This window comes from Methanosarcina sp. 1.H.A.2.2 (assembly GCF_000979975.1).
Lineage (GTDB): Archaea > Halobacteriota > Methanosarcinia > Methanosarcinales > Methanosarcinaceae > Methanosarcina.
Window position 1 is genome coordinate 18,398 of sequence record NZ_JJQL01000005.1, and the last position, 15,005, is coordinate 33,402.

Here is a 15,005-nt window from a genome sequence, read left to right on the forward strand (position 1 = left end):
AAAAGGTCAGAAGAAGATGAGAAAAAGATAAGAAGAAGAAGAAGGGAAAAAGGTCAGAAAAAGAAGGGAAAAAGGTCAGAAGAAGACGGGAAAAAGGTCAGAAGAAGAAGATGAGAAAAAGGTCAGAAGAAGGACCTGAATTTCAGTATTCAGGTTCCAGCCCTTCAATCTGGGAAAAGGCTTTTTCCATTTCTACTCCTTCTTCCACGCGCTGCTTTTTTGCCTTTTCATAGTGGATTGCCTGGACTGCCACATTATAGAGTTTTTCCAGCTCATGGGCGGACTCCAGGGTAAGAAGTGAAAGAATCTGCGGATACTCTCCGTTGCATACGACTATCCCCTTGAAGACATGCCCTACGGCTCCGGAAAGTTTTTCGATTTCAGTTGAGATGTCGTCTATGCTCAGGTATTTGCGGTCGCCTTTGATTATGATCATTGCCCTGCTTGCTTCTTCATAAACATTGGTTGAAAATAAAAGGCCTGAAGGAGAGAGTGAATTCTGGATTGCGGTTTTAACAGGCATTTCCTTATCAGCCCTGAAAAAGCCGATTGTTGCAAGCCCTGCACCCCCGTTCATTACGGTTTTGAAATCCCCGAGGTCCGTTACCATCATCATCTCACTATCAAGAGCATCGAGAAGGAAGAGAAGGCGTTCTGCAATCATGTCATTGATGCCGTTATAGGCATCCTGGATACTTCCCCCTATATTTTTCAGGTACTGGTTATCAGCAAGGATAATCCCGTCTGCTCCGCTTTGGCGGATGTCCCGGATAGAAAAAGCTGCATTTTGAAGATAAAGGGTCCCTTCTTCCCTGAAAGGGAGGACAACGACACAATAAATAGGATAATCATAGCGTTTTTTCATCTCTTTTACGAGAAGAGGGGTAAAAGAAGAGCCTGTGCCGCCTGAAGCTGAGGTAAGTACAAAGGCGATATCAAAATTGCCCCTTTCCTCAATCTGCCGCATAATCTGTTCTTTACTTTCTTCAAAGACCTGCTTTCCTACATTCCGGTTTGCACCGACTCCGTGCAGGTGAGGTATATGGACTCTATCTTTTGCTTTTGTAAATTTCATCTCTTTTAAGTCATTAACGGCAGTGTTGAAGGCAAGGGTTTCAACATGGCTTTTAAATTTCTGCTTTGAATAAAACTTTGCAAGCTTGTTGCAGCTTTTTCCCCCTCCCATTGCATGTCGGTTAATGGAATCAAGAATCCTGTTTCCACATTGCCCGTTTCCTATTACCAGTATATTAAGCAAAAAATTCCTCCATTTTAAAGGTGAATTAACATTTTTCCTGTATGGAATCGATCAAGGACATTACATCTTATATATATTATTAATCAAGTTGGCATAGTAGTGATTAAGTTGGTATAGTGGTGATTAAGTTTTATATATTATTGATAAAGTGTTACTCTTTTAATACCTGTATTCCCTGTGCCGTCTGTAGACCTGAAATCCAATGACTGCAAGGATGATTACTGAAATTATGATGTATAAGGGGTTTTTAATCAGAAAATCGAACTTACCTTCTTTTACATTGATACGGGAAGTTGCAAACTCCTCGTTTTGCTTAATGTTCTGGGCATCTACACCGTTACTGTATTCATAAGAAAGCTCTGAATTTATACTGTAAGTTCCCACTTCTTTTGCTTTTAAAGTATACCTGAACTCTTTGTCGTTATTGGGCTGCAGAGTTTCAAGGTATATTCTGGGATTTCCGCCTATGGTTTCAATCCCCTCGTCTCCGCCCACGTATTCCATACCGTCCGGAACCATAATGTCGAGGCGGACAGCCTGTGCAGGGGCACTTCCGGTATTCTTCAAGATTACGGTTGAGGTGATTTTTTCGTTCCTTCCTACAGATGAGAGATCCACATTCATTATGGAATCAACATTCGCAATCTGCTTATTTCCTTCACTTACAGTAATGGATGGTGTGTTAGAAGAAGACTGGTAAGTCTGACCGGCACTGTTCGTATAAGTAGCAGTCACAGCTCTGAGGTCGAAGGTTCCTGCCTCGGTTGCTTTTAGGTTATAAATATAAACAAGGGTTTCAGGGACTGATTGCCCATAATCAATTTTAGGGATGCTGGTCGAAACTTCGTAAGTGGTTTCTTTCAGGATAAAATGTTCCTGCTTAGGGTCCGTAAACAGCACCTTGTTTGCAACATCGTTTCCGGTAGTTCTTGCAGTCACAGTAACAGTTATGACATCTCCTACCTCTATTTCGGATTTATCTACGCTCTTGACTATTACAAGCTTCGGATCCCCTGCGAAGGTTGTTCCAGAGTGCCCGCTTTCAATAACCTCACTTACATAAAGGTCTCCTATGTTGTAATTTGATATACTTATCTCAACTGTAGCCCTGGGTAATACGCCTCCACCATGCACGGACTTCAGGCGCATCTGGACTTCCCCATCATCCTCGAAATCAAACTCAAAACTCTCGTTTATATCCAGCAGGCCATTTGCGATTTCCTTATCTCTTTCGTACACGTAATATGAGGCTGTGCTAGCTTCAGGGAAGACATCGGTAATTTCGATTATGTAATTATTAAGCTGATATACCTCCCCTTCCTCAATATCACCGTCATACACTGTGGTTCTTGCCGATGCTGTGCTGCCAAGCGTCAGCAGGATGAGAAACGCAAACAAAACAGTTCTATGGGTCCCTTTCAGTTTCACTTCTGCTACCTCAAATTCCTTATAAAAAAAGATTATTTATGGCAGGTCATTCTCCTTTAAATTATTTTTAGATGAATACTATTGAATTAGCTGTTTATAATGCATTATTAATTTGTATAAGTTCATAACAGGCACTAACCGCTGTAGGATTAATTACATAAATAAATTTTTTACAAATACCCGGATTGAAAACTTGTAATACATCTTAGATTTGTTATTATATTTAAGTGCAAAATATACGGTTGAATACGTGAGATTCCACATAATCCTCAAGAATAAATTCTGAAACAAGTGGAATATTAGAAGCTGGATTTAACATTAATTTTCATCCGGGTTTTCGAGTTGTTTTTGTTTCATAAGTTTATATTTTTATATTATTATCTTTGTAATCTTTATTCATTACTTCCTTTTTATCTTTTCGGTGTTTTTCAAAGTTTCGGCCGAAAAATAAAACATATTATAAAATAGAATTGTAATCATTGGTGTAAAAAGGAGTAAAAGTTAAAAGTCTTCAACAGGAAAATCTATTAAATAAAAAAGAGAAAGATTAATGTGTTAACTTATAGGCAAGTATCAAAAAACTTATAGGCAAGTATCAAAATTTATTCATTAATCTCAAACAAAGATACCAACCACCGAAGGCACCGAAGGCACAGAAACCACGGAATACCGGGCACTTCCGTGGTTATAACGCATCTGGGGAGTTAACTGTAAGCATTTACATCCGAAACTATAGTTTCAGTTCTCGGAGTTGACTATTTCCAGGCTAACATCTATCCATCTTGATTTGTGGATAAGGGAGCCCATTGATATTACATCAACTCCTGTTTTTGCATAACCTTCAAGGTTTACGGGGGAAATTCCTCCTGAGGCTTCCACAAGGACTGATTTCCTGAGCCCTTTTTCTTCAAGTACGGAGAGAGTCTCTTTGACCGCCTCAGGCTGCATATTATCAAGCATGATAATGTCAGCTCCCAGTTCTGCAGCAAAGACCGCGTCTTCTGCAGACTCTACCTCAACCTCAATTTTCCGCGTAAAGCTTGTTTTTTGCGCTGCTTTGATTGCGGCTTCTATTCCCATGAGTTTGATGTGGTTATCTTTAATCATAACCGCATCCGAGAGGTTAAACCTGTGAGTGTCTCCGCCACCTGCAGCGACAGCGAGCTTTTCGAATTTCCTTATTCCGGGGGTAGTTTTCCTTGTACACGCAAGCCTTGTGCTTTCGGAGTGCTTTCTTACGACATCCATGCAGTTCCTGGTCAGGGTTGCAATCCCGCTAAGGTGCCCGAGGAAATTAAGGCTAAGGCGCTCTGCCCTGAGAATGGATACTGCTCCTCCCCTGAGCCTGAAAATTATATCGCCCTTGCTGAGACAATCCCCATCTTTAAGACCTGTTTCTGCCTGAATTCCAAAATAAAAAAATATTGATGCTGCCTCATTGAGTCCGGCAACCGTACAATCCTCTTTTGTGAAAATAATGGCTTCTGCAGGCCTGTCCGGAACAATAGTGCACGAAACATCATCGTACCCCAGATCTTCTTCTATGAAGCTTTCTACTTCTCTGATAAGCATGATTTTTACCCCGATACTTAATGCTGCCCGGATTTATAAGAGGCGCGGGCATTTTCCTTTGTTAGCTCTTTATTCCGTTTTTACTTTATTGTTTGTAATTTGGGTTCTCCAAAGTAAGGTGCTGAGAACAGGCAAAGAACAGGTGAAGAACAGGTGAAGAACAGGTGAAGAACAGGAAAAAGAACAGGAGAACAGGTAAATAATAGGCAAAGAACGGATAGAAATGTGCAGAAGAGTTTTGAGACGAAAACAAAAGCCGGACAACAGAAGATTTTAAGTGAGAGAACGGAATACAGTAATCCCGTTCCCGGATTTCCGTTATTCTGGACAGATAAAGAAAATTATAATGCAAGCAATTATAACGAATTGGAAAATACCAGCTAAAACAACTTAAGTTACTGGCTAAAGCAATTAAAATCTACTGATTATTCTCAGGAGCCTGAAATACTGAAAATTGGAGTTATTGGTTGCGGATTCATTGGCGGACAGATTTGCAAGGCTATTGATAACGGGGAGATCAATGCAGAGCTGTCTGCTCTCTGTGACTCTTCGGAGAGCAAGATCCTTGAACTTTCAGCTTCCCTGAAGACATGCAGTCCTGCGTATATGGAGATTGAAGAACTCATACGCAGTGTGGATCTTGTTATAGAAAGCGCCTCTCAGAATGCTGTCAAATCCATTGTACCACAGGCCCTTAAGGCCGGATGTGATGTGATGGTCCTGAGCGTGGGTGCCCTTGCCGATGAAGAACTGAGGACAACCCTTTTCGAGCTTGCAAAACAGCACAATTGCAAGCTTTATTTCCCCTCGGGTGCGGTTGTCGGCATCGATGGATTAAACTCAGCATCTGCGGCTGGCATTTCCTCGGTCACCCTGACCACCAGGAAACCTCCGTCAGGACTCATGGGAGCTCCTTATGTTATGGAACACGGCATAAAACTTGAAAAACTTGAAAAAGAAACCGTACTTTTTGAAGGGACGGCCTCCGAAGCCGTAAAAGCCTTTCCTGCAAACGTTAACGTGGCCGCTACGATAAGTCTTGCAGGCATAGGTTTTGAGCAGACCAGGGTAAGAATCATAGCTGACCCCTCCCTTTCCAGAAATGTGCATGAGATCACCGTTGAAGGAGAATTCGGCAAATTTAGCACCAGAGTGGAAAATCTTCCTTCCCCGGAAAATCCGAAAACAAGTTATCTTGCAGCCCTTTCTGCAGTTTCTACCCTCAAAAAGATCCTGAATCCCGTCCAGATCGGGACCTGAATTCTTCCCGGTTGGACCTTGAGGACTGAACCTGAACTGACAGGATTCAGGTGCTTGAACTTAGATATTCAGATTAAAGGCGGGTGGGGTTCACAAACATTAGGTTCACAAACATTATATAGTCCGGAGGAGTTAAGCACGTAAATCCTCCGAAGAAGGTTGCATGTATGCGAAAAAGTGCCTCATGGATAGAATGTTCCTTATTGCACTCCTTTCTACGTTTAACATGCACTTTTGCCAGAATGCCTTTACGTTAAAAATCTAAACGTCTTAATTAAAGGCCTCTTTACACTAAAAAAATTCTATATTCATATTTTTCTCTCAAATATTATGGTGGTCCCATGCATCAAGCAGACCTTATAAAAAGGATCCAGGAATTGAAGCTAAAACGAAACGCAGTAATTCTTTCTCACTATTACTCCCGCCCCGAAGTCCAGGACATTGCGGACTTTGTAGGGGATTCCCTTGCCCTGAGCCAGGAAGCTGTCCGCCAGGACGCAGATGTTATTGTGTTTTGCGGCGTTCATTTTATGGGAGAGAGCGCTGCAATCCTTTCTCCGAAAAAGACGGTCCTGTTACCGGAAATCGATGCCACATGCCCGATGGCTGAAATGGTAAATGTGGAAGGCCTTAAAAGACTCAAAGAAAAGCACCCTGAAGCTCTGGTCGTCTCCTATGTAAACAGTTCGGCTGCAATCAAAGCAGAGTCCTATATCTGCTGTACCTCTGCCAACGCTGTAGAAGTGGTAAACTCCCTGGACGCCGAAGAGGTTATCTTTGTGCCTGACAAGAACCTGGCTGCCTACGTTGCAGCCCGGACCGACAAAACTATCATTCCATGGGAAGGGCACTGCCCCACACACCACCAGGTCCTGAGGGAAGATGTCCTGAAAATGAAGGAAAAACATCCCCTGGCTAAATTCATCGCTCATCCCGAGTGCCGCCCTGATGTCCTGGAACTTGCAGACTATGTGGCAAGCACGCGAGGAATGATCATGTACGCGAAAAACTCTCCTGCACAGGAATTTATAATCGGCACGGAGTGCGGGCTTATTCACGGGCTCCTTAAGGCAGCTCCGGAAAAAACATATTACTGTATCTCTGAATTTGCCTGCTGCCCCAGCATGAAAATGGTCAATCTTGAAAAAGTCCTGGCTTCCCTTGAAAAGATGCAGCACGTAGTGACTGTTCCCGAGGACGTGCGGATAAGGGCGAAAGAAGCCCTTGACAGAATGCTTGCGGTAAAAATAAAATAAGCTGAATGTTTTATCCGTTTGCTACGGCCCGCTTATGCAAGGAAAGTTTTGATTTATCGCGGATTATTTCTTCGCGGGAATTTATGGGAAAAAATAATGAGGAGTAGGAGAGAAACAAAATCTCACCTACTTTCATGCTAAAGAAACCTTTTAGATCTTTTTCTTCAACACGCCGTATCCTACAATAAGCGCAAATAGGGGCAGAGCAATTACCATAAATATTTTAGCTGTCTCCATAGGCTTTTTGTCTGGACCGTTTTGTCCTGCACTTCCGTTTAGAAGTGACTTTCCTTCACTTTCCAGGTTTCTCAGAGTTTTTTGTAATTTTCCTTCCTGATATTCTGTTATCGCAAAGGAGGAATATCCAGAAGTTTTTGCCTTAAAATAAACGTAATCGTTATCTTCGCCAACTTTTACCGTGGAGAGCGGTTTCCAGCCTTTGTTATACCATTGAAGGGTTATAAGGGATTCATTGACATTATTATCTTCAATCCAGTCTTTTTCAACTTTGAATCCGATTAATCCATTTTTAAGGGAAGTAGGAAGTCCTTCTCCACTATTTCCTACCCAGATATTCACATGTTTATAGATTCTGCCAGAAGGAAGTTTTGGGACAAGTGTGGATTTGCCTTTAAGTACTTCTGCAATTGCTGTTGTCCTTCTGAATGTCCTTTCTGCATCATATTCAATATATGTTATGCAGGTAACGTTTTCCGGGAATTCATATTTAATATGATACCCACTCATCACGTTTCTAGTAGCAAGCTCCTTGATTTGGATATTGCTGGCCGGCTCTGCGGAAACACCACTTCCTATGCTGCTGGAACCGGAACTAGAACTGGATTTGGAACCGGAACTCCCACTGTCGGCATTATCTGTTGGTGTTGGATCTGCGGGTACTGGATCAGGGGTATCGGTTGGTACCGGATCGGGGGTATCGGTTGGTACCGGATCGGGGGTATCAGTTGGTACCGGATCGGGAGTATCGGTTGGCACCGGATCTGTAGTTCCCGTATCATCTGCAGCAGATGCCATGCCAGGAATCATGCCAGGAATTATTAGCATTATCAATAATACATAAATTAAAGAACTAAAAAAATCGGTTTTCATTTTTATAGGCCTCCGCCCACACATCAGTAAACAAAAATCTCTGGTATACCAGAGTAAGTCATTGACAATTTATTATATTATTCATATAAACAAAATTTAGAGATTTGTTTTGAGTAGATTTTTCCAATAAACTGCTGGTTTAAAACAATATATTTGTCCAAACAAAGTAACCCTGAATCTCCTTAGAACAGAAGTAGACGATGATTCAGATTTAAGGGGATCATACCGGGACATGGATTTCAAAATTTTGAGAAATTAACGATACAGTTTGTTATATGTTTCGACCCTCTTTCAAGATCCTTGAATCACTTTCCCCTTAATAAACCGGGCGGATCTTTCCCGATTTTAAAATGTTTTAATCTGGTAGGAGAATTATGTCCTTACACAATATCCAAATCTGACAGCCGGTTCAAATCTTAAATTTTCCCTCCACAGGAAGAGTTTTTTCATTTGAACGCTCGAACCTTATTTTGATTCATACTTTTTTGATTCAATACTAAATTTTTTGATTTGAGACAAAATATCCGATACTTTTAATACTTTATAATGCTGCTTTCTTCTGATGTCTGCCGGAATACGCACATACCTGGAGCTTATGAGGTACGGAAACTGCCTGATGGCAGGTTTTGCAGCTGTAATAGGAACTTTGATAGCCTTTAATATCCTGACTTCCGGTACTTTAAGTTCAAATTTTGCGGGACCATTTCCTTTTCTTGATGCAGGTCTCGTGTTTCTGGTAGTATTCATGGTTTCAGGCGCAGGAAACGCTATCAATGACTATTTTGACATAAGGATAGATTCGATCAACCGTCCGGAAAGGCCCATCCCATCCGGGAGGGTGCAGGCAAAAGAAGCCCTTTACTTTTCTTACCTTCTGTTCGCCCTTGGTACCCTGCTGGCTTTCTCTGTAAATTCGGTCTGCGGGTTAATTGCCCTTTTTAACTCCCTGCTGTTGATCCTGTATGCAAAAACCCTTAAAGGTACGCCCCTTTTAGGAAACCTGAGCATAGGCTACCTTACTGGTTCTGTGTTTCTGTTTGGAGCTTCTATTTTTGGGTTTGGAGGAATTAAGGTTCTTTCCGTGCTTTTCCTGCTTGCCGCTCTTGCCATTACAGCCCGGGAAATCGTAAAGGATATTGAGGATATGGAAGGAGACAGGATGGAAGGGGCAGATACCCTGCCTCTTAGAATCGGGGCAAAAAAAGCAGGTTATCTTGCAGTGCTCATAGGGCTCCTTGCCGTACTTTTAAGTCCTCTACCGTACTCTGTGTCCATCCTTGGCCTGCGTTATCTTTACATCGTCTTTCTGGCAGACCTGGGATTTCTTGCAGCTATTCATCAGCTCCTTGCGCGGAATAACCCGACAAAGTCCTCTAAGATGTTCAAAATAGCCATGTTTTTTGCCCTGATAGCTTTCATTGCCGGGGTATAAACTTTACATAAATTTACAAAAGTCTGTCCTTAGTTTGCCTGGGCCTGCCTGACCGTTCACACAGGTCACTAAGGATACAATCCTGATTTTGTCGGTTGCCTCCGCGGGAGAAATCTGCTGAGTTTCGATTTTCAGGTTATTTCTTCTCAGGTAATTTCTTCTCAGGTTATTTCGCGAGTCGGGAAACTGGCAGATCGGTAACTGGCAAATCGGCAACTGGCAGATCGGCCATTCTCAGGACTGAGAGCCTTAGCAAGGACTGCGGTCTCAGTAAATAGATTAGCAGATAGGTTTCTTTCCTGCTACAAGTTCCATAGAGAAGGCATGGATATTTTCAAGTTCTTTTTCTATAACTTCTGCCGCCTCTTTTTCGACATCCCCTGCTGCACCTTTTTTCATGATCAGCTGGGCAGTTGCAATCTGAGGCTGGTCAATAGGAGTTCCGATTTCGCTCAGGAGCCAAACATACACCTCAGAGACATCGGGAATCTGATTGTAAATTTCTGCTGCGATCCTGTGGGAAAGGAGATTATAGATCTTTCCTATATGGCTTACAGGATTTTTCCCTGCTGCAGCTTCACTGCTGACAGGACGGTTTAAGGGGATAATTCCATTTACACGGTTTCCGCGCCCCACCTCTCCGCAGTCGGCGTCCTCTGCGGATGTGCCGGTAACCGTTGTGTAAATTCCATCCATCCCCCTGCCCGGCATGTCCAGAGTGTTAAGGGAAGCAGTGGGTTTTGCACAAATGCAGGCTTCAAACTCAGCTCTCTCTTTTTCCGCAAATCCGGCAGCAAACTCTTCGATCCGGTCATGCAGTTCCATTTTCTGTTTGAAATAGTCCTCTTCAGACTCCACAAACCTGTCCACAAGAGGTGCAGCAACCGTAAGATGGATGTCTTCTTTATGCCTGAGGCCCATGACCTTTATGTCTTCTCCGGACTCCGGACATTCTTTCTTGAACCCCTTTGAGTTAAGGTAGCGTTCAGTCTCGAGTACCAGCCTTTCTGTAGGGCTCAGTGGCGCATATCCGACTGCTGCGGACGTATCATTTGCCCCGAGAACCTTTCCTCCCCTGCTAAAGATATCCGTAAGTTCTGCTGAACCCCTTTTGAGCTCCACCTGATAAATGAGGTTTTCAGGGTCTACAAAACGGAGGTTTTCTGAGAACCAGTCTTTTGCTGTACGGACTGCAAGCCCGGAAACATCGATCTCAACTCCCTCGTATTCGAAGGTTGCCCTATCCCCTATTATCAGCCGCATAGGGCTTACAACCCTTCCTCCTCCGAATTTTCCTTCCACCTGCCCTGCAACAAGCATGCCCTTGTCTATATTGTGGTGCAGGATGGTCCCGAAGGTGTCAAGATATTTCTGGCTGAGATTTACGGAAATCTGTTCCATGATAGCGTCACAGATATAGTCCGGATGCCCAAGCCCTTTTCTTTCAACGACCTCTACCTTCTGGCGGTAAACTTCCGAAGCTTTCAACTCTTCTATAACAATATTTCTCAAACTCTTTCCCCCCGGATTGCCCTTAAGGGCGTACAGATACTGTATTGATCTTGTTAATGTAAGTGAAGACAGATTAGTTTGCCAATAAATGTATTTCAGTGAAGATGGGATATTCAGTGAAGATGGATAAGGTCTTCAGTGAAGATGGAATATTCAGTGAAGATATGTGGCGAATGCAGGCAATAAAGGCAGGTCAGTTAAGAAATTCCCCTTAATAAAACTAAAACTGACCAGGACAGTCCAGATCCTTAAAGCTGTCAGCCTTCAGGGCCCATTGAGCCTGTTAAATAAATTCTGCTTCCTCTGAATGACCCTTTTTCTTTTTATCCCCATCCCCCTTTTCTTTTTCACCTTCCGGAGTATGCCTAAGATATTCTTTGATCATCATCGGAAAGGTGTTTGCAGGCACGAAGCGAACTCCAAGCTGCTCGGCCCATTTTTCAATTCCGTAGTCGCTTGCAACGACAGCTGCATCAAGTTCTTTGGCAAGGATCAGGACATCAATATCCGGCGCGCTGTCAAGGATGCCATACCTTAGAGCTGCCCTGTATTTATTCCTGAATTTGCCGATTATCCCCCCAATAACTTCTCTTTCAACTTCTTCCCTGTACTCTTTTTTCTTGTTTTGCGGGTTTTCCATGAAAAGGCATTCGGTTGCTGCCTCCCATATTGCATCTTCTGCAACCCCCATTCCCCGGTTAATCCGTTCCCTCATGTAAGATACGTATTCGTGGAATATCTGTGAGGTTACATCGACTCTATAGCGGTCAGGAGCTTTTTTCACAAGCCAGGTATCTATCTTTGCTATAACCTCCCTGTCACAGCCGTTATGGCTTGCAAATTCGTACATCTCCTTGTACACTGATGGATAGGGAACATAACAACTGATCCCAAACTGCAGACGAGCATCGGCTATAAGGTCAAGTATTGATTTCATCCCCTCACAAAGGGATGTATAGCCCATAACCTCCCGGGTCTGCAGATCCGTTAGTGCTGTAGTATCCAGCACGAATCTCTGCTTAAGCATTTTTTCGAGTCCTTTTATAGTATTCTTTACCCTTATTATGTATTGATCAAGGAGCAATAAAATTCTTTGTTTAATTTCCCCTCTCCTACCCCTGCATACTGAACTTTCCTCATTAACGTATTTTTTGTTCCTATATTGTACTTTTGTTCTCTTTCTTCAGGCTTATTTTAGTTCTCTTTCCTCAGGCTTATTTTTGTTCTCTTCCTTCAGGCTTATTTTTGTTCTCTTCCTTCAGGTTTATTTTATTCATAAACCCTCAGCAGGAAACCCCTGATTCTTTAGCTAAGAGTTAACCTATCCATAACTATTATTTGTGTAATTATTCATTGAATTTCGATCAAAATGAATAACTGTATATACTCTTAAAACCTATATTTACATAGGGAAGTTTAAGCCATAAGCTGAAAAGCGGTTTGAAACATATTTTGCATATTGTTTTCTCGGATTGTTATTGCCTGAGTGCGTAAAGTATTTCCGGGAACACATTTTAATAAAAATAAATATGTTATCTTCCTTATCGCTTTTATCTCAGTTTGGGACAGGACTTCTCTGGCTGAAATGCCGGCAGCTTAAATATTATCTGGCAGGGTGAAAATTCAGATCAAAGGTGTGAAAGATACTGAACCGGAGTAGAAATACTGAAAAATGGACCGGTCTGGTATGATATGGATAAATAGGCTAAAAATGGGGAATTAAATGAGTGCAAACACGGAAAGTATAAAACCTTTTGTAGGCTCAGCACAGGGTTTTGTGAGGAATCCTCTGATGAAGGGAGGCGACACAATGAAAGAGTATTGCAATATCTGTGGTCGGGAACTGCAGGAAGATGTGCTGGTTGTGGACACCAGTCTAGATATGAAACCAATCACGTTCAGGGATGTTCACGGGGAGAAGTCCGATCTGATATGCATTGAATGTGCAATTGATTCGGTTGAGAACCCACCCTTTGTATGTACAAGGTGCGGACAGCCAATAGAGTTTAACGAAAAATTCTATGTATTTAAGGAAGCAACCACAAAACCGGGTGGTCCCAGAGTAGATTTCAAAGAAACATGCCTCGATGACAAATATATCTGCAGCACATGTTTCGATGAAACTATGAACCCGGAGTATGAAAAAAAGGAAGTCTGAACAGAAAAACTGACTGGTAAAATTCGGTTCTCCAACCCGCCATGAAGTTTTTACGAGAAAGAAGGGAGAAAGCTCCTATGCTTTAGCTTGGAGATGAATCCCGTTAACTTTCCCAACATTCTTTTCGTCATCAACTACCATTATATTCTTCAAACCTATCATAATGTACTGAAATCCTACGCGATAACCAAGCACAGGATAACAGGAACAAAAAATAGTATTTGATTTTCACCTCTGGGACAGAGGGTAGGGCCTGTGGACTTGTGGAAGTTGCTCCGAGGTATGAAGCAGGAAGCCCGTTAAATCTTTAGATTTAGCAGGTAGTTCACCAATGGGTAAAAAGCCGGATGTAACTGCCCGACGAATTACTGTATCCGAAAAAAGACAGAACTGTTCCTCCAGTTCTGTTCACCAGCTTTTTCTTAATCTTTCCTCCATTTCTTTTAATATCTTGCGAACTTCATTCTTTACTGACCGGAAACTGACACAAATTTTTTTAGCAGACTCTATTTAACCTTCGTGTTTTTATTTGTTAGATCCTGTTTTCCGGAATTGAGAGGCTGCAAACAGCAGGTTTTCATAACCTTGAATCCACAGATGCGTGAACTTTAATTCCATGAAGACATAAATATTGCTTTAATTAAAGCATAAAGTACTGTTAGCGTAAAAAACCACATATTTCTTCAAACTTAAGAGCGGATTCATTCCTGAATTTAATTCATTTATCTCATAATTTCTTTTAAGGGGGTAATTGATTGGACGAGAATTATGTGCTTGAAATTGAGGATGCGACCTGGGGACAGCAGGTGGAAGGTTCTGAGAAACCTATTATTGTAATGTTTTACAGCCCTTCCTGCCCGTATTGTAAAGCTATGGAACCGTATTTTGCGGAGTATGCAAAAGAATACGGGGCTTCGGCAGTTTTTGCCAGGCTAAATGTGGCAACAAACCCCTGGACTGCAGAAAGATATGGGGTCCAGGGCACACCCACGTTCAAGTTTTTCTGCCGTGGAAAACCTGTATGGGAACAGGTAGGCCAGATCTATCCTTCCATCCTGAAGAACGCGGTCAGGGATATGGTCCAGTATGGTGAGGAATGCGTAAGAAAAAGCACTCCGGTAGGGCAGGACATCACAGGATATGTATAACCTGAAGGTCAAGCCCAATGTGTCCTGTTCTTCTTTTTTCCTTTTCCTTTTCTCGTACCTTTTTCCCTGTATATTTCTTTATTTACCAGCCCATACTCGTCAAAAGCGGTATGGATAGTGCTAAGGATGCTAAAGGTAGTGCTCATGGCTGTGGACACATAAAGAGCAACCATGATTGAAATCTGATACTTGATTGCAAGGATAGGGCTTGCACCTCCGAGGATCTGCCCTGTCATCATTCCGGGAAGGAAGACAACCCCTGCAGTTGCGATATTAGCAAGGGTAGGCCTGAGTGCGGAGCGAAGGCATTTTCGAATATAGGGTATGAGGGCTTCATACCTGCTTGCCCCGAGAGAGAGGCTGTAAAGGTACCTGTTTTCGTTTCTGCGGATATCCTCATAAAAATCTCCCATACCCACAATGTTGCCCCTGAGTGAGTTCCCAAGAATCATGCCCCCTATGGGGATCAGGTAGCGGGCTTCCAGAAGGTTTCCAAGGTCAAGCACGAATTCGTTGAAGTACAGCAGCACGCTTAAATTTGCTGCCGTAAAGGAAAGTATCACCGGTAGAAGCAGTTTATCCATTTTGAGTTCTACATTGCGTATGGTTGTGTAGCTTGCAATTGTAACCATTCCCAGAACCCAGGCCAGGTTCAAAGCCCCATTGTTCAGATCGAAGACGTAGGTCAAAAACACGCCTACCATTCCCAGCTGGACTGTCATGCGGAAAACCGAATCTATAGTTGTCCGGGAGATCTGGAGCTTTATCCTGTAACTGATTGCCAGAGGAATCACAAGCAGTAGAAAGCAGAGTATCAGGGAAGGTATCGATATATCGGGGCTTACCATCTGAAAATTCCTCTTGTTATTTT

At 42.6% G+C, this 15,005-nt stretch carries 12 protein-coding genes; 5 read left to right on the forward strand and 7 right to left on the reverse strand.

Features of this window, described 5'->3' with window-relative positions; genetic code table 11:
• Positions 1 to 142: 142 nt before the first annotated feature.
• The 3 genes from EO93_RS00850 to nadC form a co-directional block, all read right to left on the reverse strand.
• The gene (locus EO93_RS00850) at positions 143 to 1,258 is read right to left on the reverse strand and encodes a cell division protein FtsZ (RefSeq protein ID WP_048135244.1); all 1,116 of its coding nucleotides are present in this window, start codon (positions 1,256 to 1,258) and stop codon (positions 143 to 145) included.
• A 159-nt stretch (positions 1,259 to 1,417) separates the two neighbouring features.
• On the reverse strand, positions 1,418 to 2,686 hold the full coding sequence (locus EO93_RS00855) for a BatD family protein (RefSeq protein WP_156161188.1): 1,269 nt from the start codon (positions 2,684 to 2,686) through the stop codon (positions 1,418 to 1,420).
• A gap of 738 nt (positions 2,687 to 3,424) precedes the next feature.
• Positions 3,425 to 4,258, reverse strand: coding sequence for a carboxylating nicotinate-nucleotide diphosphorylase (gene nadC / locus EO93_RS00860; RefSeq protein WP_048160630.1), 834 nt, complete (start codon positions 4,256 to 4,258; stop codon positions 3,425 to 3,427).
• A gap of 444 nt (positions 4,259 to 4,702) precedes the next feature.
• Here nadC and EO93_RS00865 point away from each other — a divergent pair, with 444 nt between their 5' ends.
• Positions 4,703 to 5,518, forward strand: coding sequence for an aspartate dehydrogenase (locus EO93_RS00865; protein ID WP_082107513.1), 816 nt, complete (start codon positions 4,703 to 4,705; stop codon positions 5,516 to 5,518).
• Positions 5,519 to 5,859: 341 nt separating this feature from the next.
• Entirely contained in the window at positions 5,860 to 6,774 is a 915-nt protein-coding gene (gene nadA, locus EO93_RS00870) for a quinolinate synthase NadA (RefSeq protein WP_048160634.1), read from the forward strand.
• Between the two features lie 150 nt (positions 6,775 to 6,924).
• Here the strand turns inward: nadA and EO93_RS00875 are convergent, their stop codons facing one another.
• Positions 6,925 to 7,884 (reverse strand): PGF-pre-PGF domain-containing protein, encoded by a 960-nt coding sequence (locus EO93_RS00875; RefSeq protein ID WP_235284064.1) that lies wholly within the window; start codon positions 7,882 to 7,884, stop codon positions 6,925 to 6,927.
• Between the two features lie 562 nt (positions 7,885 to 8,446).
• Between EO93_RS00875 and EO93_RS00880 the strand changes: the two genes are divergently transcribed.
• Positions 8,447 to 9,316 carry a geranylgeranylglycerol-phosphate geranylgeranyltransferase gene (locus EO93_RS00880; protein ID WP_048133299.1) on the forward strand — a complete coding sequence of 290 codons (870 nt, stop codon included), beginning with the start codon at positions 8,447 to 8,449 and terminating at the stop codon, positions 9,314 to 9,316.
• 279 nt (positions 9,317 to 9,595) lie between these two features.
• Here EO93_RS00880 and EO93_RS00885 read toward each other — a convergent pair whose 3' ends face one another.
• Positions 9,596 to 10,828: a methionine adenosyltransferase gene (locus EO93_RS00885; protein ID WP_048133302.1), complete on the reverse strand. Its 1,233-nt coding sequence runs from the start codon at positions 10,826 to 10,828 to the stop codon at positions 9,596 to 9,598.
• A gap of 283 nt (positions 10,829 to 11,111) precedes the next feature.
• Positions 11,112 to 11,855 carry an RNA ligase partner protein gene (locus EO93_RS00890; RefSeq protein WP_048133309.1) on the reverse strand — a complete coding sequence of 248 codons (744 nt, stop codon included), beginning with the start codon at positions 11,853 to 11,855 and terminating at the stop codon, positions 11,112 to 11,114.
• A 696-nt stretch (positions 11,856 to 12,551) separates the two neighbouring features.
• Here EO93_RS00890 and EO93_RS00895 point away from each other — a divergent pair.
• Together EO93_RS00895 and EO93_RS00900 are read left to right on the forward strand one after the other, a co-directional pair.
• Positions 12,552 to 12,986: a hypothetical protein gene (locus EO93_RS00895; RefSeq protein WP_200895011.1), complete on the forward strand. Its 435-nt coding sequence runs from the start codon at positions 12,552 to 12,554 to the stop codon at positions 12,984 to 12,986.
• Positions 12,987 to 13,741: 755 nt separating this feature from the next.
• On the forward strand, positions 13,742 to 14,134 hold the full coding sequence (locus EO93_RS00900; RefSeq protein WP_048160636.1) for a co-chaperone YbbN: 393 nt from the start codon (positions 13,742 to 13,744) through the stop codon (positions 14,132 to 14,134).
• A gap of 8 nt (positions 14,135 to 14,142) precedes the next feature.
• On the opposite strand, the gene EO93_RS00905 is transcribed toward EO93_RS00900, so the two are convergent.
• Positions 14,143 to 14,982, reverse strand: coding sequence for an ABC transporter permease (locus EO93_RS00905; protein WP_048160638.1), 840 nt, complete (start codon positions 14,980 to 14,982; stop codon positions 14,143 to 14,145).
• Positions 14,983 to 15,005 lie beyond the last annotated feature (23 nt).

Bases quoted from the DNA above. Each gene is read 5' to 3' on its own strand.
- nadC (WP_048160630.1), bottom strand. From the start codon at position 4,258: ATGCTTATCAGAGAAGTAGAAAGCTTCATAGAAGAAGATCTGGGGTAC.
- nadA (WP_048160634.1), top strand. From the start codon at position 5,860: ATGCATCAAGCAGACCTTATAAAAAGGATCCAGGAATTGAAGCTAAAA.
- EO93_RS00875 (WP_235284064.1), bottom strand. From the start codon at position 7,884: ATGAAAACCGATTTTTTTAGTTCTTTAATTTATGTATTATTGATAATG.
- EO93_RS00880 (WP_048133299.1), top strand. From the start codon at position 8,447: ATGTCTGCCGGAATACGCACATACCTGGAGCTTATGAGGTACGGAAAC.
- EO93_RS00890 (WP_048133309.1), bottom strand. From the start codon at position 11,855: ATGCTTAAGCAGAGATTCGTGCTGGATACTACAGCACTAACGGATCTG.
- EO93_RS00895 (WP_200895011.1), top strand. From the start codon at position 12,552: ATGAGTGCAAACACGGAAAGTATAAAACCTTTTGTAGGCTCAGCACAG.
- EO93_RS00905 (WP_048160638.1), bottom strand. From the start codon at position 14,982: ATGGTAAGCCCCGATATATCGATACCTTCCCTGATACTCTGCTTTCTA.